Below are 23,982 nucleotides of genomic sequence, written 5' to 3'. Positions count from 1 at the left end.
TACTGTTTTTTATCACGTTTTTATTAAGAGAGGATGTCATATATATGTCGAATATTCAAGATAAGGTTGTAATTATTTCGGGTGCCTCTAGTGGGATTGGAGAAGCTACTGCAAAAGAACTTGCATCTAAAGGTGCGAAGTTGGTACTGGCGGCTCGGCGCGAAGATCGATTAAAGAGATTACAAGAGGAGATTCAAAATAATGGCGGGCAAGCTATTTATAAAGTGACGGATGTTGCCTCACATGAACAAATGGAAGAGTTAGCTGATTTTGCTCTTAAAGAGTTTGGAAAAATTGATGTAATGGTCAATAATGCAGGAGTAATGCCGTTATCACCTGTTTATGAGAAAAAAATCAATGAATGGGATACGATGATTGATGTAAACATCAAGGGTGTACTTTATGGTATTGCTGCTGTTCTTCCGTCCATGAGAGAAAGAAAAAAAGGGCATATTATTAACGTTTCCTCAATAGCTGGTCACTTAATATTCCCTGCTAGTGCAGTTTATAGTGGTACAAAGTTTGCTGTACGTGCCATTACAGAAGGTCTCCGTATAGAAGAGGCTAGCAACAATATTCGTACAACTATAATCTCCCCAGGAACTATTACTACAGAATTACTAGAAACCATTACAGATTTAGAATTAAAATCTGCAATTGTTGAAGATAGCAAAATTGGAATTGAGCCTGCTAGCATTGCTCGTGCGATTGCATTTGCAATTGAACAACCATCAGATGTAGCGATTAATGAAATGATTGTTCGTCCAACCATTCAAGAACTCTAAAAGAAACTTTTGTAATGAGGCAGCCCCACTCATGTTTCCTCTGAACAAAATACTTTTTATTTGTTCGTTTAATGTTTTAGTGGGCAATTAAGACATTAATATAATTTAGATAGAGATTAAATTTTTTAATATGTGAAGGATTGTACTTAAACTAACGGGTGCGTTAGCTGAGGATCGGGGCGTCTTTAAGGCAGCTTTTTATTTATGCAACTATCGGGGCAGGTTGTACAATAAAGGAAAAATAAAAAATGGCGGTATCTGTGGTTATTCTATATCCACAGATACGCCACTAATGACTTATAAAATTAATAACTGGAGCAACTTTTTTAATCGTTTGTTTGCTCAACATATTTTTTGAAATTATTTAAAATCGCCTGCCATCCTTGTTTTTGAAACTCAATCGGATGTGTAGTTTCAGCATCAAAAGTTTCAATTACTTCGATTTCGTTTTCTTGTTCTTTAAAAGTGATCTTTACTTTTCTCCCATCACCCATGGTATAAGAAATAACCTCATGTAATTTTACTTCATCATAGATTCCACCAAAATCGAAACCAGCACTGCCATCTTTGGCTTCCATTCTTGAAACGAATTTCCCACCTGGCCTTAGATCATTTTCGGCAAATGGTGTGTGCCAATCATCTGAAGGATTGTTCCATTTTGTTAAATGATCCGGCTCTGTCCAATACTTCCACACCTTTTCTATGGGTGCTTGAATTGTTGTTTCTACTGTAACTTTTTTAAATGTTTGCATTTTTTTCTCTCCTTTATAAATACAAAAAATTTTAGAAATCTGTCCACATTAGATGCCTGGATATATTATAAGTATTTTCGAGGGGTTTTATTAAAGAAAAAGTAGTAAATTAGGAGGGATTTGCGTTAAAACGAAATAACTTTATCTTCTAACATTATGACGAAATGCACTTAAACAAACGGGTGAGTTAGCTGAAAATCGGAGCTGTCTATAAGGCAGCTTTCTCTTATGGAACTACAGGGGCAGGTTTAATGAAGTTATTAAGCTATAATAAAGAACAGACTATTCTGATAGGAGTTTAATGATGTTTAATATAAGTACATTTCTAGTAAAAACTAATGAAGGTGAAGAGAGTTATGTATCCTTAGATGATTCTTTAAAATTAAGAGAAATTTTTGACCATCGAAAATTTACTCCTGAGCACATTCAAATGCGTATATCAATTAAGTATAACAATCAGATCGTGGTAGGAGTGCATGTTCCCAGTGGGTTAGATTTATGGTCCGATTATATGGTTGCTATTGAGCAATATTTAGACGGTGAGAACGTTGAAAGACTTTATGGTATCGATCCATATCTTATGAAATTAGTTTCAATAAACAACAATTTATTGGAGTTCTCTATTGTGGGTGATTGGGAACCTGTTGTGGTTTTTGCACAAGCAGTATTGCCTGAAAAAGAGTTTTTAGAATCCATTTTAGATGGAGCAGAACACTTTTGGAAGACATTGATTGATTATAGGGTATTTGAGGAAAAAGAGATAAGGAAGACAACATCTAAAAAAGAACCGAAACTAATGATTGAAGAAATTGAAAAATTGAGGGAGAAGGTAAAAGCCTTGTTCAACTAACGGGTGTGTTAGCTGAAGATCGGAGCTGTCTATAAGGCAGCTTTTTCTTTATGCTACTATAGGGGCAGTATAGTTGAAGTAGGAACTTAACAATAATTGAAAAACTAAAAATTTTGAGACAGATAGGAGTTAGATACGATGATAAAAGGTTTAGGAGGAATATTTTGGAGAACTAAGAATCTTGATGTTGTAAAAAAATGGTACAGTGAAACGTTGAAGATTGACTTAGAAAATTGGAATGGGACTGTGATTAAACCCCAATTAGGAAATGAGACTATCTTTTCTTTCTTTACCGAGAATGACAGTTATTTTCCAACAGAACAACAAGTGATGTTAAATTTCCAAGTACATAATCTAAACGAGACTATTAAGCATCTTGAACATATTGGTGTACCTCTTGCAAAGAAAAAAGAGATTAGTGAATTTGGAAAGTTTATTTGGATTAAAGATCCTGAGGGTCGACTGGTCGAGCTTTGGGAGAAATAGCGAGTTGTATTAAGCTAACGGGTTCTTTAGTTCATTTTAACAATAAGGTTATTTTCATTAACAGATGCGAAAGGGATTAGACCCTGCATAATTGTGCACAGAATGTCGGATGATTCGTTTCAATTCCTGCTATTCTGTTGATATAAGGGAGGTCATTGAATGGATTTGCTCAAAAATATGAATGCTGCCATTAAATGCATTGAAGACAATCTAACGAACGAAATTGACTTTAAAGAAGTTGCAAGGCTAGCTTATTGCTCGGAATATCATTTTAAAAGGATGTTTTCCTTCCTTGCAGGTATTTCACTTTCCGAGTATATCCGCCGAAGACGACTAACACTTGCGGCGTTTGAGCTAAAAGATAACAACATAAAGGTTATTGATATAGCGATAAAGTACGGGTACAGCTCACCTGACTCTTTTGCAAGAGCGTTTCAACATTTGCATGGCATCACACCATCAGAAGCGAGAAGTAATGGACATTCACTTAAAGCCTATCCACCGATGTCCTTCCAATTATCCATTAAAGGAGGCAGTGAAATGAACTATCGAATTGAAGAAAAAGAGGCATTTCACATTATTGGAATAAAAAAAAGAGTTCCAATCATTTTTAAAGGCGTTAATCCAGAGATTGCATCTATGTGGAAAAGTTTAGATGAGAAAACGATAAATGAACTTAAAAACTTATCGAATGTCGAGCCATTAGGGCTGCTTAGTGCATCTGCAAACTTTTCCGAAGGTCGGTTGGAGGAAAAAGGGGAGCTTGATCATTATATCGGCGCAGCAACAACGAGGGAATGTCCAGATAACTTAACACAGTTGAAAGTTGTTGCGTCTACATGGGTGGTATTCGAAGCAGTCGGACCCTTTCCTGAAACACTGCAAAATGTATGGGGACGTATTTATTCCGAATGGTTTCCATCCTCTAACTATGAACAAAGAGAAGGTCCAGAAATCCTTTGGAACGAAAATAAAGATATAACCTCACCAACATTTAGAAGTGAAATATGGATCCCCGTTATGAAAAAGTAAGTATAGTATGCGAAGGATTTATCCAAAGAGCTGCCTTTAAGGCAGCCTTTTTCTTATGGAACTAACGGGGCAGAATAGTTTCATAAGGAAATGCAAAATGAAATATAACTGTCACTTTAGGAGTTGTTTTTTATTTTAGGTGATATTTTTCACATCCAACTTTATCTGTCTCGGTAATACCTACAATATAGGCAAAACATACGCGCATACTAAATAAAAGCTGTTATACGTTTTATGTTCATACAACAGCTTTAAATAAATTATTGGGTTTTCTGTATTCTCGGCATCAAGCATGCAACTACTAATCCGACGATCGCAAATACTAACATAACTAAATATGCGTCATTGGTACTCAAAATGGAAGATAATTGACGGATTTTTTCATGTACAACTTGCTGGGTTGCAAGTGTCGTGGCATGAGCAGTTGCTTGAATTGAATAAATTGTCATGACGACGGCCGTACCAATAGCACCTGCAAGTTGGCGAACCGTATTATTAAGAGCAGATCCATGTGAACCTAACTCTCTTGGAAGTGCATTTAAGCCAGCTGTATTTAATGGCATCGTAATAAAACTTAAGCCTATTCGTAAAATAATTGTACGAATCATGAGATATACAAAGGTTGTAGAAGTGGTTAAATTTAGTACGCCCCATATAGAAATGATAATAAATACTAGTCCAGTTATAAATAAAGGTTTAGCCCCATATTTATCAAACATTTTCCCTGTAACTGGCGAAAGGAAGGCATTAATGACTGCTCCAGGTAATAGTAGCAATCCTGCTTCTAATGCTGTAAAACCTCGACCATTTTGCAAGTAAATCGGTAGCAAAATTAAGTCTGCATACATAATCACCGTAATAACAACATTAATAATTGATGTTAATGTAAAGATTTTATACTTGAAAACAGTTAAATTTAACAATGGATCTTTTGACTTGATTTGTCTGATGCAGAACAGAGCTGTAATGATAATACCAACAATGGTCGGTGTTAAAACAGTTACGTCATCCCAGCCTTTACTACCTGCGCTACTAAAACCAAATAAAATACTGCCAAAGCCTATTGTTGAAAGTAAAATACTGTACATATCTAATTTTGCTTTTGATGTTTCTGCGACATTCAATAAATATTTATTTGCTAACAAAATAACGGCAATTACAAATGGAACTAGTGCGATAAATAGCCAACGCCATGAGAAATATTCAATGAGGAAACCTGAAAGTGTAGGGGCAATTGCAGGGGCAAATATAATCGCAAATCCAATTTTCCCCATTACAGCTCCGCGTTTTTCTGCAGGATATAAATATAGAATTACCGTCATCATAAGAGGGACGATTATGCCAGCTCCAATCGCTTGAATCATACGACCAGTTAACAGTAAGCCAAAGTTCATGGCACTCCCACAAATAATTGAACCAACTAACAAAAAGCCCATTGAGCTTATAAACAGCTGTCTAGTTGTAAATCTCTTCATTAAAAATGCAGTAATTGGGACGAGTACCCCATTAACAAGCATAAATCCAGTCGATAACCATTGGATGGTTGCTGCATCTACTTGAAATACATCCATTAAATTACTTAGTGCAACGTTTAACAATGTTTGATTTAACGTAGATAAAAAACACCCTGTTATTAATATAATCAATAAAATGGTCTTTGCTCTTTCCGATAATTCGTTTTGCATGTGAACCCCTTTATATTGAGACTTGTTTTGTCGACAATTTGTCGATAAAGTAAATGGTATCAGAAGGCCATAACTTTTGACCATAAACAATATTTTTCAAATTGTTCAGTAGTCGACAAGAATGAATTAGCTGTCGATGAAATGAGAGATAATGAATATAGGAGAGAACAAATGTCTACATATAAAAAAGAAGATCCAAGGTCGATTCGAACAAAGGAAATGTTTAAGAAGGCAGTCCTAGAATTATTAAGTGAAGGGGAAAAGACTTCTTCATTGACCGTACAAAAAGTTGCGAAGGCTGCAAAATTAAATCGCACAACTTTTTATTTGCATTACCATGACATTCAGGAATTAGTAGGACAACTAACTCAAGAAATTATGGAGGGAATTTCAGTTCAAATTTTGTCTCTTATTGACGCTACAGATTTATCGGAAAAACAACAATTGACGAAGCTATTAGATAACTTATATAGTCACCGTGAATACTTGCTTATTTTATTTGACAATGATGACTTCGAAGAGAAGCTATTTATATTTATCCAACAACTTGTAATGAAAAGAAGGGAAAATAGTGAGCAAGTACTCCCGGAAAACTACGTAACAATTGATATTAAAACCGCTTCTTTAATTGGTGTTATTATGTGGTGGATCCGGAAAGGCTTACACTTCAGTTCGGACTATATAGCAAATCAAATTTATCTATTGTATAAGAGTTAAAGGGCAGGCAGGAGATTTGAATTTTTTATAGGTTAATTAAGGTTAGATGTAAATCACATTATGGTGAAATAGCTGAACTAGGTCAAAGTTGGGTAGGTAAATTGATGGCATAGAGGAAGAGTATTATGGAATTTCATTTGTACTATTTTAAGTAAATAATTTCACATTACCCTGTAAAATTATAGTATATAAATCCAATTTCTTTTAAAGACGTTGCTCCACAATATGATCTGTTTGCTGAAAAAGAAAAAATACTTTATATCACAGGATTTTGGATCAAACTTTATTTCGAATCTGCATTTACTGATGCTTTTTCATTTATATATTTTAAATTACTCATTTGTCTTCTTTTTTCCAAAACTCGTGTAAAATTGGATATATATGTTTATGGAGGGGGATTCGATGTTAATCAGAGAGATAAAACCTGAGGATGCTGAAAGTTTTGATTTGCTAATGAAGCAAGTTGAAACCGAGGCTGATTTTATGCTTATGGAACCAGGAGAAAGAAAAGGTTCTCCTGAACAACAACGTAAATGGTTGGAACGAGTGGACAAAGAGAGTAACTCAACAGTACTTGTTGCAGAACAAGGTGGACAGTTAGTAGGATATTTAGCAGTCATTGGCGGAGATACAAGGAGAACAAATCATTCAGCCTACCTAGTTATAGGTATTTTAAAAGAATACACAGGGCGAGGTATAGGAACAACTCTATTTCAAAGGTTAGAAGAATGGGCAGTAATACATAATATCTTACGGTTAGAACTTACAGTGGTCATTCAAAATGAAGCAGGAGTATCTCTATATAAGAAAATGGGATTTGAGATAGAAGGCATAAAAAGAAACTCACTAGTGATAAATGACACACTTTTCGACCAATATTTTATGTCTAAATTATTATAGGGGCTTGTTAAACTAGCGGGTGCTTTACTTCAATAACAGGAGTTGTTGCGGCAGCCTTTTTCTTATGGAATTACCGGGACAGGTAAGTTGAAGAAGAAAAGATAATCTAATGTTTAGCATAAGATAAATACTGCGAAACTAGCCCTGCAATTCATCCAGGGAGAAACGTAATAAAAAAAGTAAACCAATTTAGTTAACTTAAGGACCATCTATTATTTTAAAAATGTAAAAGAATATCTTTGCGGATGTTGTTTCAACATTCTTGTTGCTAATTGGAACAATAAACCAGTGACATTTATTGTTTTAAATTATACCTTAAAGCAGAGGTGTTCTAAATGACAAAACTAAATAAAGTAACGTTAAACAAAAGATTGCTAACTACCGGTTTCGCTTTCATTATTTTATGTGCAGGTTTAATCGGTTTTAACCATGCAAATATTAAGGGGTTAGAACCAAGTGTTGCCAATGCAGCAACTGTAACCTATATAGCAACTGCTAACCTGAATGTCCGTACAGGTCCATCTACTACTAATAAAATTATAGCAACAGTTAAACAGGGCACTAAGTTAACGGTTACTGGAAAAGATGCGAATGGATGGCTAAAGGTTAGCTTAAATGGTCAAACAGGTTATGTTAGTAGCCATTATGTAAAAATATCAAACTCTTCATCTGGCTCTAGTACAGCAACTGTGATCTATACAGCAACTGCTAACCTGAATGTCCGTACAGGTCCATCTACTGCTAATAAAATTATAGCAACAGTTAAACAGGGCACAAAGCTAACGGTTACTGGAAAAAATGCGAATGGATGGCTAAAGGTTAGCTTAAACGGTCAAACAGGTTATGTTAGTAGTAAATATGTAAAGGTATCCAATCCTACATCTGACGCCATTCAGGTTGTTGCAAAGCCTGAAAGTATTCCAGTGCTAGTCAATAAAAAAAATAAGCTACCAGAAAACTATGTACCAAAAGACTTAGTATATACGTCGATACCGTTTACTTTTAAAGAAAAGACAGAAAAGAGAAAAATGCGAAGTGAAGCAGCAGCTGCCATTAGCAAATTATTTGCGGAATCCAAGAAGCAGGGAGTAAGTCTTCTCGGTGTATCTGCATATAGATCACATGCTACACAAGTTGCTCTATTTGATTATTATGTAAAAAGGGATGGTTATGCCAAAGCAATCACATACAGTGCATTACCTGGAACAAGTGAGCATGAAACAGGCCTTGCTATTGATGTGACAGGAGGAAATGGTAAATGCGCGGCACAGGATTGCTTTGGAGGTACTAAAGAAGCAAAATGGCTACAGGCACATGCAGATGATTATGGATTTATTATCCGATACCCTAAAGGAAAAGAATCAGTTACTGGTTATAAGTATGAACCATGGCATCTTCGATATGTAGGCAAATCAATAGCTCAAACTATTATGAGCCACGGAATTACTCTTGAAGAATATTATTATACTAGAGCCGTACAAAACTAAAGAAATGCTCCTAAAGAAATATTGGTTCTAGTGCAAAAACTTTAATACACTATACGCAGTGGATAGCCTCATCAAAAACCTGATGAGGCTATTTATATTTAGGTATACTACCTAGAACTGTAAGTATGTAAAAGAGATAGACAAATAATGTGCTTTTCTTATAGAACTAAAGGGTGCGTTAGCTGAAGATCAGAGCTGTCTTTAAGGCAGCTCTTTTCTTATGGAACTACAGGGGCAGGATAGTTTTTTACTGAACTGTACGTGTAGATTTATAATAAAGATTGATAATTTTAAATAAAGATTGATTCAAATCTTATAATAAAAAAGGAAAATGATTCTATATATTTGGAAAAAAAGACATACGAATATGTAAAATCCCTATAAAGTTGAGGTTAAATGTATATGAATACTTTTTTATTTTATAGTGTCCTAGTTCTATTTGGGATTCTATTAATTGCTAATTCAAGTGAACGATTTATTAAGAATCGTATTTTTCAAAAAATTGCGTATGGTATTATTATCATATTAAGCATTTGTATAATTTCATATGTTTTTTGACAAGATGAAGATTCTATTGTTAACGCAATACATTACTCTTTCGCTATAGGAATGTCAGTAATGATTTTACTTATGAGAAAATTTGAAGACGAACCTGATAGTAAAAAGAAAACTGGAGTATATATAGGTTTTGTAATATTTATGCTATTAACAGTAATAACGACCCCTTAACGTTGTATATCCGTATTTTCCTGACGCTCTAGATTTAAAATATATGCGGAAAGTACGTTACTTTAAATAAAGTGGCTCATTTCCGTGACCTTGTCATTTTATGCCACAAACAGGTGCTTTAGTTCTTTAAGGGCCACTAAAAATAATAAAAACTTTATAATAATTGACCAGAAAAGAATCCATTTTGGAAAAGGCAAAATGGATTCTTTTTTATTTACGTTAATATGTGAGTTTAGGGGGCACTTTTGATAAATCTTTCTTACAACCAGAAAACTATCGGAAATAAAAATTTATAGAAAAAGACCATCTTAAAAAATCATGGTCATATTCAGTGCTCACTAACTTTGATTAGGGCTTTTCACTGATTGATTTCGTTATCTGACGTTCGTTAAGTATTTTTCGTGCACATAACCTGTTCCCTTACCGTACTGAATTTTGTACCAAGAATTGCTCTTATTCATTACAGTAACAATTTGGTTTTTCTTCAAAGAGCCAAGAACTTTCCCTGATGTGGTTGGCTTGGAACGGACATTCAACTTCGTAGCATTGACCTTACCAGTCATATTTTTCGCTGCCGGTTTGTTTAAAGTGTAGGAAGTTGTAGTTGTACGTTTGTTCTTGCTTGGATCAATGGCTGTAATGGTAAACGTATACTTTCCGTTCGATACCTTTGATACATTCCATGATGCACTTTGAATACCGGAATTTTTTGTAACATTATTGGTTAGTGTCGCCACGGTTTTGCCTTTTGCATCTTTTACTTGAACGGTTACCTTCGCCTTTTCATTAATTTCATACTTCAAAGCAACATTACTTGTATTAGAATCATATGAGGTTTTTATATTATTAATGGAAGGTGCCGTTTTATCGGGTTTCGTTAAAGTAAATGGAACCATTGCTGAGCTTTTATTTTGATTGCTGTCAATCGTTGTAATTTCAAATGAGTACTTACCGTTCGAAACCTTCGATACATTCCAAGATGTCCATTGGACACCGGCATTTTTGTCTACATTATTGATCGGAGTAGCTAGGATTTTGCCTTTTGCGTCTTTTACTTGAACGGTAACCTTTGCTTTTTCATTGATCTCATACTTCAGGAAAACTTTATTCGTTTTTGAGTCATATGAGGTATTTGTATTTTTAATAACGGAAGGCGTTGTTATTGAAAATGGAACAGATGCTGAACTAGTATTATTACTACTATCAATCGCTCTAATTTCAAAGGTGTATGAACCGTCGCTTGCCCTTAAAGCATCCCAAACGGCTAATTGCGATCCTGGCGGCTTTTCGTCACCTTTGACAAGAGTAGCGACGATATGCTCTTTTTTATCCTTAACTTCCACTGTCACATTCGCTTTTTCATTCGTGACAAAGGTTAATTTGACTTGTTTTGTTTTAGTATCGTAATACGTTTTTATATCTTTAATCGTTGGTGCTGTTTCATCTTTAGGTGCAGGGTCTGGAACTGGTGTTGGGATTGGCGTTGGAATGACAGGTGCCGGTTCCGGCTTTACTGGTCCCATTTCCTCAGGTTCTGGCTCATAAGCTTGTTTTAAGCTTGTCCCTTCATAATAGAAAGCAAGAATCTCTCGATACGTATGTCCCTTTTCGCCAGCCTTCTTCGCGCCATACTGACTTAGTCCGACACCATGGCCGAAGCCTTTGCCTGAAACGTTAATCGTATCCCTTGCAGTATCCACTTTTTCTACTAAAAAGCTTTTCATGATGCTCAGACCAATAATTTCTCTAATTTTCGAAGCCGTTACATCTTCTAATATTACACTTTGCTGTTGCGCTTTTCCCTGTTCTTTCACTATAAATTCAATAGTAATACTTCCTTTACTCATCCTGCCGCCACTTGTTGGTGCATGAAGAGATAGGAAAGGGACAGCCGTAATTTTAATGTCTTTGCCTGTAAAGCCATTGGTCTGTAGCCATGATCTTATATTAGAAATTTCTGGTGTTTTTTCGGCTTCCTTCGTAGTAGCCCACCATGCATCTGCTTTTGTCAGATCTAAGTTTTTAAGGTCTATTTGTTGCTTTTTCACACTAAAACTCCACACAGCTTGTGGATCATATGGATCGTCTTTGACCTTTAAATATGGTAGCTCTGTGCCGACCCAAACATTTTTGTTTGATTCAGTTTTTCCTCCGTTACTAGAGGAAAAAAAAGCATCTGAGCCTATATGTAGTTTATCACCATAACCAATGACCTGACCTTCTGTTGCTTTAACAGCTTTGGTTGAATTTTCGTGCCAAGCGTAACCACCGTATACCTGGTAACTCATTGTGTCATCGGGTGTTCTGTTGATGTAGCTCATTGAATAGGTTCTTGCCGCAACAGACTGTGCCTTTAAGGCTTCTTGATTCCATAAAGCCGGCATTTCAGCTGGAACGACCCCTTTTAAATAATCTTCAAGACCAATCGAGTTTAGAGGGCGGATGAATCTCCCATCTTCCATAATAAAACGGAAACTTCCTAAGTATGGACGGCCATTAATCGAAAGTGGACCGTTCCCTGTTTCAGGTTTCACTTCAATCTCAGAAGCTTTGCCTATTTCTTTTGAATCTGTCAGGACAACAATGTCCCTACCGCTGGCCCTCATTGTATACTTCTTGTTCGATTCTAGTTTTACATTTGCTAGATTCGTAGTGTACGTGACTTCCGGTTCGATGGTAATCTCGGATTTGTTACCAAGATATCCTTTTAATTTGACCTTAATGATCGGATTTGCTGCCGCCTTAACTGATATATCTGGAAGTAAAAATAGCATGAGAACGAGTGTAACAAACATCCATATTCCAAACCGTACTTTTTGCATGGAATAACCTCCTCTGAATTTGATAATGTTCCTAAATAATAGTATACCATCCAAAATTATACACAAGGTATATTTTACTATTTTAGGAGTCCCGCCTAATGGTCATCACAGCACAACCAGTCAAGGATGAAAAGACGGAATTCGCGTTATATTCATATGTTTTTTCTTAAATCTTTAAATGAGTGAGAAAAGTCCTTTAGTATAGGTCTTCCATATATGCGAAAATAACTATAACCTCAATTCGTGGAATATCTGGTACCGTGGGTCTATGCAAATGCTGGAGCTGCGATTGTGGATTTAAAAAAAAGGGTGAAGGGGCAACAGGCAAAGGATCAGTCAGTGGACAACTCTAAATGAAAAATGTCATTCAGAGTGTCCATAATTTGAAGAAAGGGATAGAGGCAGTCGGATTTGAAGGTTGGAGCTTATATACTCCTTATATAAACAAAAGAAATCACCATTTTTATGAAAAGTTAGGTTATATAAAAATAGGTGAAGTACAAGTTACTGAAAAACTCCAGTTATTTAAATATGAAAAAAATTATAAGATTATTTATGTTTTTCTTCTCTTCTGTAAGAGCTGTCTTTAAGTTGTAGTGGCGACTTATTCCAATTTCTCAAAAAAGATTGTGAAGGATTGTACTTAAACTAACGGGTGCGTTAGCCTTAAGATCAGAGTGAAAATTTAAAATAAAGCTAAACCGTTTAAAACAAGGCTAAACGGTTTGTGGAAAATTTCATTGAGACACCTCTTAGGAATGAGTAACAGTAAATATTATCAATTGAATGGTTGGAAATTTACCTTTTCAATAAACTCAATGACTTCCCCATTTGGGCTGTATACAAGTGCATTATTCACTTTAATTACTGGATATCCTAATTCCATTGTAGCTGGTGGAACACAGTTTTTTGCCCCAAAGTGAATAGCTGTTTTATAAGCTTCACTTGCATTTTCAACTGTTAAGGCAAAGTGTAATAATGCACCATGTTTTATTTCTTCATGCTCTAAAGCCTTTCTTCCTTGAGCAGCTATTTGTGCTTCGTAATCAAAGACTTCTATAAATGTATGACCATCGGATGATACAAGCATAGCAGCTTTCTCTAAATTAAACTCAGGTAGTGCCCACGTATGTGCAATTTTAAAATTCAATGCCTTAGTATAAAATCTAATGACTTCATCGAAATCCTTTGCTTGGATTGCAATATGTGCAATTCCTTTTATATTAGACATAAAAACGCCTCCTTTTTTTAGTGTACTTTATTCTATGTGATGAATACATATGATTAATAAGTTAAATTTGATATAAAACCTTATAAATAAAGGTTTTATTAAATAAATACCTAAGGAGTTGTAAGTGTGAAAAATTACAGTGATTTAGATGTTGTTGACTATAAAATAATGGAGATTTTACAAAAAAATGCGCGCATTCCTATTTCGAAAATTAGTCAAAAGGTTGCTATGTCACAACCTTCTGTGAAAGAACGCATTTCTAAATTAGAGGAACAAAAAATAATTTTAAGCTACAACGCTGTACTTAATCCAGATAAGTTGGACAAAGGAGTAACAGCATTTATTTTATTCAAAACTGAGAAATGCCAATCTTTCATTGAATTCTGTAAAGATTCTAAAGCAGTTTCTGAGTTACATAGAATTAGTGGGGATTTCAATTATTTAATTAAAGTTCAAACGATATCTATTGAAACGCTAGCAGATTTTCAAGATTCTCTTACTGAATATGGAAGTTCCAAGTCTCTTATTAGTATGAAAAATCATATTGAGAGTAGATTGGTGTTTTAGTGTGTACCTTACAAAAAATTTCTATTTTATTTCTGGTATTCCCCTTTTAGAACATGGTAAGCAACCTCATGTGTAAGACCTTATTATGAGTTCTTTCAGATTTTTCTTCGTTGACCATTTATCTTTAGATGTACCGCTACTTTAATGTAATCTTTTGGAAATATGTAAAAACGTAATTGAATAGCGACAGATGGATGGACAATTGAAAATGATTTTTTCATTCTTGTTGAAAGAACGATAGCTGAAGAAAAGAGCTGTCTTTAAGGCAGCTCTTTTCTTATGGAACTATGGGAGCAGGTTGGCTGAAGAAGGAATATTGGTGCAAATTACAGAATAAACCAATGTATTAATGTTGAAAGTTTTTTTATAAGGGGAGATATAATTGTCAATCTCAAAAGATATAAGTAGTTACCTTGTTCGTACAGGAAGAATTGAAGATGCCGTGGCAATTTTAGAGATACAGAAATCAGTTGTTTCCGAAGGCAAGTTTCTAATTGCGTATCCAGAAGAGTTTAATAGAACTTCGTCTCAACAAAAAGAATGGGTGCAGAGCATATTAAACAATGAAAAAGAAACATTAATTGTCGCTGAAAAAGATGGTGAAGTTGTTGGTTGGATAGTATTTGAAACTAACAAAAATAGAAAACGATTGTCTCATACAGGTTCATTTGGAATGATGATAAGAAAAGGTTACAGAGAACTGGGGATTGGAGGGATGTTACTAAAAGCTTTATTGGACTGGGCAGAGAAGAATCCTATGATTGAAAAGGTAAGTTTAGCCGTTTTCTCAACAAATCATAGGGCAATATCCTTGTATAAAAAGATGGGGTTCATTGAAGAAGGCCGTAAAATTAAAGAATATAAAATGAGTGATAATGATTATGTGGATGATATTCTTATGTATAAATTAGTTTAATCACCGTTGATTGGAACGTAGGACACTCGTTCCAATCAACTTTGTTTTAACATTTAGATTACCCCTTTTGTCTACAAAATCAAGAAGAACTGTGATCCATACAGTTCTTTTTTTATTTAATTTCTCTTCCTTATCTAAAGGGGAATTAATGGTATTGGGAAGCTAAATTTTATTTCCATTGACCTTATCGGTTATAATGGAGTTGGTAGTTTTCGCTCGCGATTATGTGGAGACCCGAATTTTATATTATCTGAGGTTTGTATACCTTATTTATCAAAGGAGTTTATTCATCATGCATGTGCTACAAAAAACACAAAAAATAGTTCGCTATCAGAATCAACAAGGCAATATACATTACGGTATTGTTGAGGATGATGATATAATATCACAACTGTCTAGCAGTTTTGCAGAACTTGTCAACAAGGAAATAGAGTATGACGGGGTAAAGGTAAAATATAGTGACGTGAAAATTTTGGAGCCTGTAAAACCTTCTAAAGTGGTTAATTTCGGATGGACATATGCAGGTCATGCGAAGGAAACAGGGGGAGAGGCAAACCTTGTAGAACCATTTCTATTCTTAAAGCCATTATCTGCGCTTATTGCAGACAAGGAGAAAATTATCCTTCCTCCAAACGATCTATCCAACCAAGTGGAACTTGAAGGGGAAGTAGCCCTTGTCATTGGAAAGCGCGGAAAAAACATTAAAGAAGAAGATGCGCTTGATTATGTGTTTGGTTGTACGATATTTAATGACGTCACAGCAAGAGATCTTACAAAAAAAGATCCACAGTTTACGCGGGGCAAAGGATTTGATACATTCGGACCTTTGGGACCGTGCATCGTTACTGGGGTAGATCCTACAAATTTGCGGATTGTGACCACTTTAAACGGCCGTGTTGTCCAAGACGGGAATACCAATGAAATGTCTCTAAGCATTCCGTATTTAATCAGCTGGCTTTCACAGGTAATGACACTGGAGCCCGGTGACATTTTGGCCACGGGTTCACCATCTGGCAGCTGCCCGATCAAGTCGGGGGATGAGGTCGTTGTTGAAGTCGAGAATATCGGTCGGTTGTGTAATGCTGTTCAGTAGGATTTGCCAGCATTTTCACTAACCAAAAATGAAAATGTTCATAAATAAATGAGTCGGCTTTTTAAAATGTTACAGGGGACATCGCAATAAAAAGAGAGAAGAATTTTTGTACCTGCATATGCATGTCGTGCTGCTAGAGAAACGGCAGTATTAAAAGAGCATGGTGTCCATTTATTTGAGATAAATGATAAACCTGATTGTCAATGGCTAAATATAGTTAGTTTTAAATCATTCTTTAATGAACTAACGGTGCGTTAGGTGAAGTTAGGAGCTGTCTTTAAGGCAGCTTTTTTTTATTCAACTATCGCGTTAAGTTAGTTGAATAAGCTATGTAGACACTAACTGAATATATAATGGGAAAAGGGAATTTTTGACGGTTGTGTGAACAGGTAGGATTAGTGACTAGACATAAAGAATACCTATTTATCAAAAGGGGGCTTCTTTAATGGAAACAGAAAACTTACTACCTGTAAAATGTTCGTGTTGCAAAAAAGAATTGGACGCAATAGACTTGGTCATCATCAATGAATCACATCAGCTAACGCACATTCAATGCCCTTATAAAGGAGAAGTAGCAATTATTGATGTAGGATATTTTAATGCTGTATCCCGAAAATACCTGACCCGTACGCATGAAAAAGTTAAGTAGGGGCTTGTAAAGTCCATGGGTTTACAACTAAAAGGTATATTACTTCAATAAAGAAGGCAGGTTGCTTAGGCAGCCTTTTTCTTATGGCACTAACGGGGCAGTTTAGTTGAATGGTATAAAAAGAATGCCATAGTTTTCATTTAACTTAAAAACTCAGCATCCTTATTTTATAGACAATGACATTAATGTAGGCTTTTTTTCATACTATATTTTTGGGGTGAAAAAATGCCAAGAGTAAGTTATCGAAGTTCAGACGTGGACTTAATGGCAAGGATGATGAGAGCAGAAGCCGAAGGTGAAGGATTACAAGGAATGCTATATGTTGGAAATGTGATTGTAAATCGTCTTAAAGCAGATTGTTTAGACTTTAAAGAGTTAAGAACAATTCCACAAGTCATTTATCATGTACAAGGAGGAAATTATTCTTTTGAAGCTGTTCAAAAAGGTAATGTATTTTATCAAAGAGCGAGAACTGCTGAAAAAAGATTAGCAAAACAGAATTTGGATTATTGGAGAGAACACCCAGGGAAATATGCTCTTTGGTATTTTAATCCATATGCTCCATGCCCTCCAACGTGGTATAACCAACCTTTTGCTGGTCAGTATAAAAATCATTGTTATTATGAACCAATAGCTGGGACATGTGAAAGTGTTTATACCGGTTAAGTTGTCTAGGAGTTATTATTAATCCTGGAGTTTTATTGTGTTATTTCTTTTTTGGTGCTACGTATATAAAGTTTTTAGTCATAGGGCTAGTGCCAACCATATTCATTCAATGCAACACCTGTTTGTCATGTAACAGGTGTTGGTTGAAAAAAAGCTACGGCATCCTATTTTACCTATCGTTGTTTCGGTGTGAAAATTTTATCTTACGAAATAAAAAGGGAACTTCCTGGTTTGCAGGTGTTCCCTTTTTATATATCAAACATTTAGTAATAGAATTTTATCCAAGAAAGCAGGATTGTGAAATAAACTAAAAGGTGCATGAGCTGAGGATCGAAGCTGCTTAAGGCAGCTTTTTCTTTTTGCCACTATCTGGTCAGGATATTTTAAGAAATAATGGTAAAATAAAACATGGTGAGGTGATATAAAATGCAAGGTTGGCTTTATGGCTTATATGCTCTAATAATAGCAATAATCTCTATATTTACAGGTGAAGTAGTAACATTTATTATGCTAGGATTGATTTTAATTAGCCTTCAAAATATTCATGCTACATTAAAGGCGATACTGAAAGTTAATAAAGAGAAAATTGATTAACGGGTGCTTTACTTCAATAAGGGAGTTGCTTAGGCAGCTCTTTTTCTTATAGAGCTAAAGGGGCAGGTTAGTTCAAGAGTGCGTTTTGATTTTTGTTCAACAATTGGGCCATTTAATGGAATAAGATTTCCAAACAAAATTGGATATTAGATTATATTTGGTGTGAGATTTTTATTCGTTTATTGAGGGAGGTTAATTGAAGAAGAATATGTGGTAATATTCACAAAAAGACACGCCGAGAAGCTGAAGGGCTGAACAATCAGCAGGACGAAGCTGCCGCATGGATTAGCAGCTCGCTACGTTAACGGACAGGATAGTTCAAAATCAATTGCAGGGAACCGTACCATAAGTAAATGAGTTTTTTTTCTTAAAACTAAGTAAGTTGATTTAATGTTCTCCTAAAATCTATCTTCAAAAGGAAAAAGCTGACGTGGCTATATGATATTGCCCTCGTCAGCTTTTTCATTGTTAAAACAAATAAGACCCCATAATTCTCCTTTAATAAGAAAATTAAAGATACGCTTTTTTGGTTATATTTCAGAAAATATAGATTATAACTTCTGTCCAAAGTTAATGTTATATTAATAAAATAATAAGATATAAGATAGAGGAGCGGTTATGAAAAAGGAATGGATTCTACGCTGGTCTTTTTTTATTTTGGGATTAATGGTGTTAGCATTTGGCATATCTTTAACAATTGAAGGAAACTATTTAGGGATTGGACCATGGGATGTTTTTCATTATGGTCTATTTACTAAATTTGGCTTTACTATTGGAACTTGGTCGATAATAAGTGGATTTTTACTCTTGTTGATCAGTTCAATTTTCAATAAGGCATGGCCAAAAATAGGGGCTTTTCTGAATATGTTGTTTCTAGGATTATTTATTGATCTTTTTAATTGGATTTTACCTAGCATTGATAGTTTAGCAGGAGCAACAATTGCCTTTATCATAGGTGTTATTTTCATTGGGTACGGTATTGGATTATATGTTTCTGCTGATTTTGGAGCAGGTCCTAGAGACAGCTTTATGTTATTAATTGTTGAAAGAACGGGTTGGAGTATCCCGTTGGTTAGAAATGGAATTGAAGTACTCGTTTTTCTTCTTGGTTGGATGCTAGGGGGGCCTGTTGGAATTGGAACAGTGTTTATTGCGTTTGGATTAGGTCCAATTTTAGGATTTTCTATTCCTCAATGTAAGAAACTGATGGCATATTTCCTTGACCAAAAGGATCGCCTGTTAACGCATATGTAGAAAATCAAAAATAAATAAACACGATGTATGAGTATCACTTCATGGGGGGGGGAGCCCCTTTCATTTCAAAAGTATTTGCTAGTCCCCGCTTTTTTGAGAAACCTCATTTAGAGATGCTGTGGAGAACCGTATCACAAGTAGGGAGAAAAAATATGGGCCTTAAACGCTTGCGATCTCGTGAGTCGCAAGCGTTTCTTCTTGATTACCTGCGAAGACCGTCGCATAGAATCGACACGATGCGGTCCGGAAAAGTCCCGCCGTCCCCGGTTGCCTGCAAGATGCCGATAAGCAGGACTTTGATATCCTCAATGCGAGCATCAGCCCGAACAGAGCCGCTTTTTTGGGCACGGGAGAGAAGATTGTCAATCCCTCGCCAAAAATCCCTCGCAAGCTCCGAACGTCCAGCGTCTATATTCAGACTGCAAACAAGGGCGTCGGTGATCGCCTTGTTTGCAATCCCCTCGCGTATGATTCTTGCAAAATAATGAAAGAATGCTTCGCCCGGGTCGTCGTGGTAAAGCAATTGATTTGCTTCTTCGATAAGACTCGCCTTGTGGCTGACAATAACGGCCCCAAACAAATCTTCCTTGGTGGGGAAATGCCGATAGACGGTACCCACGCCCATACCGGCACGTCGGGCGATTTCATCCATCGAGACAGAGATGCCTTCGGTCATAAACACCCTATGGGCGACATTGAGCAGCTTATCCCGATTTCTTTTGGCATCTGCACGCAATGGCTTCTCGGGAGTTGTGGTGACGACTGAATCTGTGGCGTCACCATCTCCAGCTGAAATTTTATTTTTAGACATCTTGGGATAACACCTCTTTATAAATATTACATCACTGGCGATTCATTGACAAACGGAGAGCGTTCTCCGTATAATCATAAACGGAGGGCGTTCTCCGTTTTATGACGGTGAGGTGATTCGCGAACGATTCAAGTGGGTCCCCAAAAATGTTTCAACTAGAACGCCGTAAATACAACTCGATGAAAAGGAGTATAAAAACACATGCAAAATTCATCAAGCAAAAGCGCGCTGTTGGTCATGGATATGCAAAACAGCATCGTGTCGCGGTTCGTAGACAGCGAGAAGACACTTGTTCCGTTCCAAAAGGCAATTGAAGCCGCACGCAGTCACGCTATTCCCGTTATTTTCGTACGTGTCGCATTTCGCGCAGGTTATCCCGAGATTAGTTCTAGAAACAAAATGTTCGCGGGTATTGCCAGTAGGGCCGGAACAGCGGCGGCTCCGGAAGCGACGATGCAAATTCATGAATCCGTGCAGCCTCGGCCGGACGAGCCGATCGTGACCAAGCTTCGAGTGAGCGCGTTCGCCGGAAGTGACCTTGAGGTGATCCTTCGGTCCCGCCAGATTGACACGCTGATTCTCAGCGGTATCGCCACAAGCGGGGTCGTTCTATCGACTTTACGGGAAGCAGCAGATAAAGACTTTGCCCTTACGGTTCTTTCCGACGCCTGTATCGATGCCGACCCCGAGGTTCATCGCGTTCTAACCGAGAAGGTGTTCCCCCGTCAGGCCGAGGTGATACCTGTCGATGAGTGGGTGGCTTCTTTATCCAACTAACTCACGATCGTGTTGCTCTCCAACTCACCAATGACTCCTAGCATCTGAAGGGCGAATGTCCCAAAAAAGCCGTTGAAGAAATGCTTCGATATCGTTTTCATATTTCAAGAAGAGATCGTACGGTCAAACAAGATAATAATCTATTAGGGGTTGAGTTAAAAAAAGGTGACGTAGTCATTGATTTGGATGAGTGCATCCAATTCTGGAATTTCCAACTTGTAGTTTCTCCATTGTATATTTTAGTAACTGTGGCCGGTGTTTTTTTATTTAATACAAGAAAAGAAAAAGGTTTTGTTGTAAAATTCGGAAGAATTGGTGCATTGATTTATATTGTTGTATACCTAATAGCACTGTATTTATATATTTTAAATTAGAGCTGTCTTTAAGACGGCTTTTTGTTATGCAACTATCGGGGCAGGTTAATTGAAGATTGCTTTGACCTTTGTTCAACAATTGGGCCATTTATTTGAAGATCTCATCAGATAAGTAATAATATTTAAAGGAATAATTCATTCTGATAAAGAATATTAAAAAACGTGATGATAAGGAGGCGATTGTATGGCAAATCATGTAGAAAATCTATATAACTATCATGTATGGGCAAATCAACGGATTATTGATCATCTTAAGACACTTTCTCCTGAGAAATATCAAAAGGAAATGAAAAGTGTCTTTTCTTCTGTTTCAAAGGTTTTATCTCATCTCTATTTGGTGGAATATGGATGGCTTAATACCCTAGAGGGTCAGAGTATGAATGAAGCAATGCAATCTTCATTTCAAATTCAAGAAAAGATTGAGAAACTGCCCATTGAAGACTTAGAAACGGAATTTCACACTTTAACATCTCGGTTTAAATCCTTTTTGACCAGACAGGAAGATATGGAAAAGAGAATAATGTTGGATAATCCATGGGCAGGATTAAGAGAAACAAGTATATCTGAAATGGTCTTACACGTTGTGAATCATGGAACCTATCATAGAGGGAATATTTCAGCTATGTTACATCAGTTGGGTAATTCTTCAGTTATGACTGATTATGCTTTTTATTGGTATTCTTGAAATGTTATTCATTATAAATAGGCAAGAGAAGAGTAATCCATTTTTTCTTCAAAAAGGTGACGTTAGTTGAGGATCGAGAGATGTATACACAGATCTTTCTTTGAGCTAACGAATAACTTTAATCAAACAATTGTTGATCCAAAGTAATCTCACTCTTCTACGATATTTAACATTACCAGCAAGAATAAGTTAATTGCCTCCACAATACCGGCTAATATGAGCTTCTTGTTTATCAAGAAAAAGGCGCGATTCTTTAATAAGAATCGCTTTTCTTAATGAACTAACGGGGCAGGATAGTTCCATAAGGAATACTGTTAAGTAACATTAAAGTTGTTTATGTTATTCCATTAAAGGGCCATATTGCGGAAGAAGAAATTGTAATCCAATCGAAGTAATTAAGTGAAAATAATTTGTGGTACAGGTACTGGTAAAAGTACTTTGCCAAATATAAAGGAAAAAATAAGTATGATTTAGAAAGTAGGTAAATAAATGATTCCATTAGTATATGATCAAATTAATAGCTGGGGTAAAGACGATGAATTCTTCTTAGCACTGTTAATGAAGGTAAATGTTAAAAAAATAGCTGATTTGGGTTGTGGAACTGGAAGATTGACAACGCATTTTGCGAAAGTAGGCTATCATATTACAGCTATTGACCCGAATGAAGAAGCAATCGAATATGCGGAAAACAAAGCGTATCCAGACGAAGTGACTTGGATTGTTGGTGATAGCTCAAAATTACAAACAAATGGGTTTGATGCCGTTATAATGACAGCGAATGTTGCGCAAGTATTTCTTACAGATGAAAGTTGGCAACACGTCATTTCAGATGCATATCGAGCATTAAAGCCTGGAGGACATTTTATCTTTGATACACGTAACCCATTAGCAAAGGCGTGGGAACAGTGGAAAAAGGATATGACACCTGATATTGCAACGAATCAGATGACTGGTGATACACTTGAAATATGGACAGAATACGAGGGATTTATAGAAGATGTTTTTACATTTTATGAAACTGTGAAAAATGCACGTACAGAAGAAGTAGTAATTCATAAAAAGATGCAATTAAAATTCCGAACACAAGATGAAATCCATGAATCCTTACAACAAGTAGGCTTTTCACAATTCCAAGTTTATGGAGATTGGGAGTTTAAACAAGCAACTTCAGAAACCAAATCTTTTATTTTTCACAGTGTAAAATAAATAAGGGATTTCTTTGATGATTTGCTTATCTACTTTGACAATTTCATTATTAGAAACGAAAGAATGAAAGAGAGACAATTATTATATTCAGCTATCGGGTGCGATTCTTTAATAAGAATCGCTTTTCTTAATGAACTAACGGGGCAGTTTAGTTGAACAAGGATAATCCACAATTTGAATAGAATATGTAGAAAACAAATAGTTGTTTGGAGTATCGATCCAAATAACAACCTATGAAGGAAGGGTAAGTAAAATGAAGAAAATGGTGGGTTGGACACTTACTTTAGCTACGCTTTTGATAGGTGGAGTCATTTATTATTTCATAACGTTATCTCTATACGAACCATCAAAAGATGCATTTGACTTCCCAGTTCCTAAAAATGCTGAGCTAGTCCAGGAAAATGAACAAGGGAAAAGTTATGATTGGTCAAAAGCATCGGAAGAAAATGGCATACCATTTGGATATGAATTAGTCCTTAAAGCGAATGGATGGAAAAAGGGAGAAAGAGAAGGGGCTTCCGTTTTTTACACAAAAGGAAATCATAAAATAGATTTGATTTCTACAACGAAGCATTTAAACATCCTTAAAGTGAATTAATATAAAGATAATATCTTATTCAGCTAACGGGTGCGTTAGTTCATTAACAAGGGTTCTGCGGCAGCCTTTTTCTTATGGAACTAACGGGGCAGGATAGTTTAACAAGCATAGTGTTTTTGGACTGTGAGGATTATTTCCAAAAAGGTTTTTAAATGGTAAAATTAGTTAGAGGTGATTTTGTTGAATAGAAATAAAAGTTTTAAATTTAATTTTATAGTTTCTTTAACTTTTCTCATTTTAGGTTTTATTTTTATAAATATCTTTACCAATATAGTACCTACCATTATTCTTTTTGGTTACTTCTTTCTGTACTACC

General features: G+C 35.9%; 23 protein-coding genes and 1 pseudogene. 19 read left to right on the top strand and 5 right to left on the bottom strand.

Translation table 11 applies throughout. The features are described 5' to 3' along the window. The first annotated feature begins 44 nt into the window (after window positions 1-44). Complete coding sequence (locus tag ACQKMH_RS25435; RefSeq protein ID WP_427590116.1) at window positions 45-785, top strand: SDR family oxidoreductase; 741 nt, start codon at window positions 45-47, stop codon at window positions 783-785. Window positions 786-1,111: 326 nt separating this feature from the next. Here ACQKMH_RS25435 and ACQKMH_RS25430 read toward each other — a convergent pair whose 3' ends face one another. Beyond that, on the bottom strand, window positions 1,112-1,537 hold the full coding sequence (locus ACQKMH_RS25430) for an SRPBCC family protein (protein WP_427590115.1): 426 nt from the start codon (window positions 1,535-1,537) through the stop codon (window positions 1,112-1,114). A gap of 304 nt (window positions 1,538-1,841) precedes the next feature. Between ACQKMH_RS25430 and ACQKMH_RS25425 the strand changes: the two genes are divergently transcribed. The 3 genes from ACQKMH_RS25425 to ACQKMH_RS25415 all read left to right on the top strand — a co-directional run bounded on the left by ACQKMH_RS25425 (window position 1,842) and on the right by ACQKMH_RS25415 (window position 3,905). Continuing rightward, entirely contained in the window at window positions 1,842-2,387 is a 546-nt protein-coding gene (locus tag ACQKMH_RS25425) for a hypothetical protein (RefSeq protein WP_427590114.1), read from the top strand. A 138-nt stretch (window positions 2,388-2,525) separates the two neighbouring features. Then, a complete protein-coding gene (locus tag ACQKMH_RS25420) occupies window positions 2,526-2,873 on the top strand; it encodes a VOC family protein (RefSeq protein ID WP_427590113.1) in 348 nt (115 codons plus the stop codon). A gap of 159 nt (window positions 2,874-3,032) precedes the next feature. Further along, complete coding sequence (locus ACQKMH_RS25415; RefSeq protein WP_427590112.1) at window positions 3,033-3,905, top strand: AraC family transcriptional regulator; 873 nt, start codon at window positions 3,033-3,035, stop codon at window positions 3,903-3,905. A 260-nt stretch (window positions 3,906-4,165) separates the two neighbouring features. Here the strand turns inward: ACQKMH_RS25415 and ACQKMH_RS25410 are convergent, their stop codons facing one another. Continuing rightward, entirely contained in the window at window positions 4,166-5,590 is a 1,425-nt protein-coding gene (locus ACQKMH_RS25410; protein ID WP_427590111.1) for a DHA2 family efflux MFS transporter permease subunit, read from the bottom strand. Window positions 5,591-5,761: 171 nt separating this feature from the next. Between ACQKMH_RS25410 and ACQKMH_RS25405 the strand changes: the two genes are divergently transcribed. The 3 genes from ACQKMH_RS25405 (at window position 5,762) to ACQKMH_RS25395 (ending at window position 8,694) form a co-directional block, all read left to right on the top strand. Then, on the top strand, window positions 5,762-6,307 hold the full coding sequence (locus ACQKMH_RS25405) for a TetR/AcrR family transcriptional regulator (protein ID WP_427590110.1): 546 nt from the start codon (window positions 5,762-5,764) through the stop codon (window positions 6,305-6,307). Window positions 6,308-6,709: 402 nt separating this feature from the next. Continuing rightward, window positions 6,710-7,207, top strand: coding sequence for an N-acetyltransferase family protein (locus tag ACQKMH_RS25400; RefSeq protein ID WP_427590109.1), 498 nt, complete (start codon window positions 6,710-6,712; stop codon window positions 7,205-7,207). Window positions 7,208-7,542: 335 nt separating this feature from the next. After that, entirely contained in the window at window positions 7,543-8,694 is a 1,152-nt protein-coding gene (locus tag ACQKMH_RS25395; RefSeq protein ID WP_427590108.1) for a D-alanyl-D-alanine carboxypeptidase family protein, read from the top strand. A gap of 1,103 nt (window positions 8,695-9,797) precedes the next feature. On the opposite strand, the gene ACQKMH_RS25390 is transcribed toward ACQKMH_RS25395, so the two are convergent. Further along, window positions 9,798-12,245: a SpoIID/LytB domain-containing protein gene (locus ACQKMH_RS25390; RefSeq protein WP_427590107.1), complete on the bottom strand. Its 2,448-nt coding sequence runs from the start codon at window positions 12,243-12,245 to the stop codon at window positions 9,798-9,800. A 778-nt stretch (window positions 12,246-13,023) separates the two neighbouring features. Next, entirely contained in the window at window positions 13,024-13,476 is a 453-nt protein-coding gene (locus tag ACQKMH_RS25385) for a VOC family protein (RefSeq protein ID WP_427590106.1), read from the bottom strand. Window positions 13,477-13,602: 126 nt separating this feature from the next. Here ACQKMH_RS25385 and ACQKMH_RS25380 point away from each other — a divergent pair, with 126 nt between their 5' ends. The 7 genes from ACQKMH_RS25380 to ACQKMH_RS25350 all read left to right on the top strand — a co-directional run bounded on the left by ACQKMH_RS25380 (window position 13,603) and on the right by ACQKMH_RS25350 (window position 19,215). Beyond that, window positions 13,603-14,043 carry an Lrp/AsnC family transcriptional regulator gene (locus tag ACQKMH_RS25380; protein WP_427590105.1) on the top strand — a complete coding sequence of 147 codons (441 nt, stop codon included), beginning with the start codon at window positions 13,603-13,605 and terminating at the stop codon, window positions 14,041-14,043. A 382-nt stretch (window positions 14,044-14,425) separates the two neighbouring features. Next, window positions 14,426-14,959: an N-acetyltransferase family protein gene (locus ACQKMH_RS25375; RefSeq protein ID WP_427590104.1), complete on the top strand. Its 534-nt coding sequence runs from the start codon at window positions 14,426-14,428 to the stop codon at window positions 14,957-14,959. Window positions 14,960-15,251: 292 nt separating this feature from the next. After that, complete coding sequence (locus tag ACQKMH_RS25370; protein ID WP_427590103.1) at window positions 15,252-16,052, top strand: fumarylacetoacetate hydrolase family protein; 801 nt, start codon at window positions 15,252-15,254, stop codon at window positions 16,050-16,052. Between the two features lie 445 nt (window positions 16,053-16,497). Next, window positions 16,498-16,701 carry a hypothetical protein gene (locus tag ACQKMH_RS25365; protein WP_427590102.1) on the top strand — a complete coding sequence of 68 codons (204 nt, stop codon included), beginning with the start codon at window positions 16,498-16,500 and terminating at the stop codon, window positions 16,699-16,701. 225 nt (window positions 16,702-16,926) lie between these two features. Continuing rightward, window positions 16,927-17,367 (top strand): cell wall hydrolase, encoded by a 441-nt coding sequence (locus tag ACQKMH_RS25360; RefSeq protein WP_427590101.1) that lies wholly within the window; start codon window positions 16,927-16,929, stop codon window positions 17,365-17,367. Window positions 17,368-17,793: 426 nt separating this feature from the next. Continuing rightward, window positions 17,794-17,961 (top strand): hypothetical protein, encoded by a 168-nt coding sequence (locus ACQKMH_RS25355; RefSeq protein WP_427590100.1) that lies wholly within the window; start codon window positions 17,794-17,796, stop codon window positions 17,959-17,961. A 618-nt stretch (window positions 17,962-18,579) separates the two neighbouring features. Further along, window positions 18,580-19,215, top strand: a complete 636-nt coding sequence (locus ACQKMH_RS25350) for a YczE/YyaS/YitT family protein (RefSeq protein ID WP_427590099.1) — start codon at window positions 18,580-18,582, stop codon at window positions 19,213-19,215. Between the two features lie 202 nt (window positions 19,216-19,417). Here ACQKMH_RS25350 and ACQKMH_RS25345 read toward each other — a convergent pair whose 3' ends face one another. Then, a complete protein-coding gene (locus ACQKMH_RS25345) occupies window positions 19,418-20,026 on the bottom strand; it encodes a TetR/AcrR family transcriptional regulator (protein WP_427590098.1) in 609 nt (202 codons plus the stop codon). Between the two features lie 201 nt (window positions 20,027-20,227). On the opposite strand from ACQKMH_RS25345, the gene ACQKMH_RS25340 reads away from it, so the two are divergent. The 5 genes and pseudogenes from ACQKMH_RS25340 (at window position 20,228) to ACQKMH_RS25320 (ending at window position 23,666) form a co-directional block, all read left to right on the top strand. Then, complete coding sequence (locus ACQKMH_RS25340) at window positions 20,228-20,803, top strand: cysteine hydrolase family protein (protein WP_427590097.1); 576 nt, start codon at window positions 20,228-20,230, stop codon at window positions 20,801-20,803. Window positions 20,804-20,856: 53 nt separating this feature from the next. Further along, window positions 20,857-21,004, top strand: a pseudogene (locus tag ACQKMH_RS25335) (cytochrome P450); the annotation flags it as partial. 357 nt (window positions 21,005-21,361) lie between these two features. Next, on the top strand, window positions 21,362-21,862 hold the full coding sequence (locus ACQKMH_RS25330; protein ID WP_427590096.1) for a DinB family protein: 501 nt from the start codon (window positions 21,362-21,364) through the stop codon (window positions 21,860-21,862). 489 nt (window positions 21,863-22,351) lie between these two features. After that, on the top strand, window positions 22,352-23,068 hold the full coding sequence (locus tag ACQKMH_RS25325; RefSeq protein WP_427590095.1) for a class I SAM-dependent methyltransferase: 717 nt from the start codon (window positions 22,352-22,354) through the stop codon (window positions 23,066-23,068). Window positions 23,069-23,321: 253 nt separating this feature from the next. Further along, window positions 23,322-23,666, top strand: coding sequence for a hypothetical protein (locus ACQKMH_RS25320; RefSeq protein ID WP_106027904.1), 345 nt, complete (start codon window positions 23,322-23,324; stop codon window positions 23,664-23,666). Window positions 23,667-23,982 lie beyond the last annotated feature (316 nt).

Origin of the sequence: Peribacillus sp. NPDC097895 (assembly GCF_050277555.1) — a bacterium.
Taxonomy (GTDB): Bacteria; Bacillota; Bacilli; order Bacillales; family DSM-1321; genus Peribacillus.
The sequence above is the reverse complement of the archived record's forward strand: the minus strand, read 5'-3'. Positions and strand labels throughout refer to the sequence as shown.

Excerpts from the sequence above, each read along its gene's own strand:
- ACQKMH_RS25435 (WP_427590116.1), top strand. The coding sequence starts at position 45 with ATGTCGAATATTCAAGATAAGGTTGTAATTATTTCGGGTGCCTCTAGT.
- ACQKMH_RS25430 (WP_427590115.1), bottom strand. The coding sequence starts at position 1,537 with ATGCAAACATTTAAAAAAGTTACAGTAGAAACAACAATTCAAGCACCC.
- ACQKMH_RS25425 (WP_427590114.1), top strand. The coding sequence starts at position 1,842 with ATGTTTAATATAAGTACATTTCTAGTAAAAACTAATGAAGGTGAAGAG.
- ACQKMH_RS25420 (WP_427590113.1), top strand. The coding sequence starts at position 2,526 with ATGATAAAAGGTTTAGGAGGAATATTTTGGAGAACTAAGAATCTTGAT.
- ACQKMH_RS25415 (WP_427590112.1), top strand. The coding sequence starts at position 3,033 with ATGGATTTGCTCAAAAATATGAATGCTGCCATTAAATGCATTGAAGAC.
- ACQKMH_RS25410 (WP_427590111.1), bottom strand. The coding sequence starts at position 5,590 with ATGCAAAACGAATTATCGGAAAGAGCAAAGACCATTTTATTGATTATA.
- ACQKMH_RS25405 (WP_427590110.1), top strand. The coding sequence starts at position 5,762 with ATGTCTACATATAAAAAAGAAGATCCAAGGTCGATTCGAACAAAGGAA.
- ACQKMH_RS25400 (WP_427590109.1), top strand. The coding sequence starts at position 6,710 with ATGTTAATCAGAGAGATAAAACCTGAGGATGCTGAAAGTTTTGATTTG.
- ACQKMH_RS25395 (WP_427590108.1), top strand. The coding sequence starts at position 7,543 with ATGACAAAACTAAATAAAGTAACGTTAAACAAAAGATTGCTAACTACC.
- ACQKMH_RS25390 (WP_427590107.1), bottom strand. The coding sequence starts at position 12,245 with ATGCAAAAAGTACGGTTTGGAATATGGATGTTTGTTACACTCGTTCTC.
- ACQKMH_RS25385 (WP_427590106.1), bottom strand. The coding sequence starts at position 13,476 with ATGTCTAATATAAAAGGAATTGCACATATTGCAATCCAAGCAAAGGAT.
- ACQKMH_RS25370 (WP_427590103.1), top strand. The coding sequence starts at position 15,252 with ATGCATGTGCTACAAAAAACACAAAAAATAGTTCGCTATCAGAATCAA.
- ACQKMH_RS25365 (WP_427590102.1), top strand. The coding sequence starts at position 16,498 with ATGGAAACAGAAAACTTACTACCTGTAAAATGTTCGTGTTGCAAAAAA.
- ACQKMH_RS25360 (WP_427590101.1), top strand. The coding sequence starts at position 16,927 with ATGCCAAGAGTAAGTTATCGAAGTTCAGACGTGGACTTAATGGCAAGG.
- ACQKMH_RS25355 (WP_427590100.1), top strand. The coding sequence starts at position 17,794 with ATGCAAGGTTGGCTTTATGGCTTATATGCTCTAATAATAGCAATAATC.
- ACQKMH_RS25350 (WP_427590099.1), top strand. The coding sequence starts at position 18,580 with ATGAAAAAGGAATGGATTCTACGCTGGTCTTTTTTTATTTTGGGATTA.
- ACQKMH_RS25345 (WP_427590098.1), bottom strand. The coding sequence starts at position 20,026 with ATGTCTAAAAATAAAATTTCAGCTGGAGATGGTGACGCCACAGATTCA.
- ACQKMH_RS25340 (WP_427590097.1), top strand. The coding sequence starts at position 20,228 with ATGCAAAATTCATCAAGCAAAAGCGCGCTGTTGGTCATGGATATGCAA.
- ACQKMH_RS25330 (WP_427590096.1), top strand. The coding sequence starts at position 21,362 with ATGGCAAATCATGTAGAAAATCTATATAACTATCATGTATGGGCAAAT.
- ACQKMH_RS25325 (WP_427590095.1), top strand. The coding sequence starts at position 22,352 with ATGATTCCATTAGTATATGATCAAATTAATAGCTGGGGTAAAGACGAT.
- ACQKMH_RS25320 (WP_106027904.1), top strand. The coding sequence starts at position 23,322 with ATGAAGAAAATGGTGGGTTGGACACTTACTTTAGCTACGCTTTTGATA.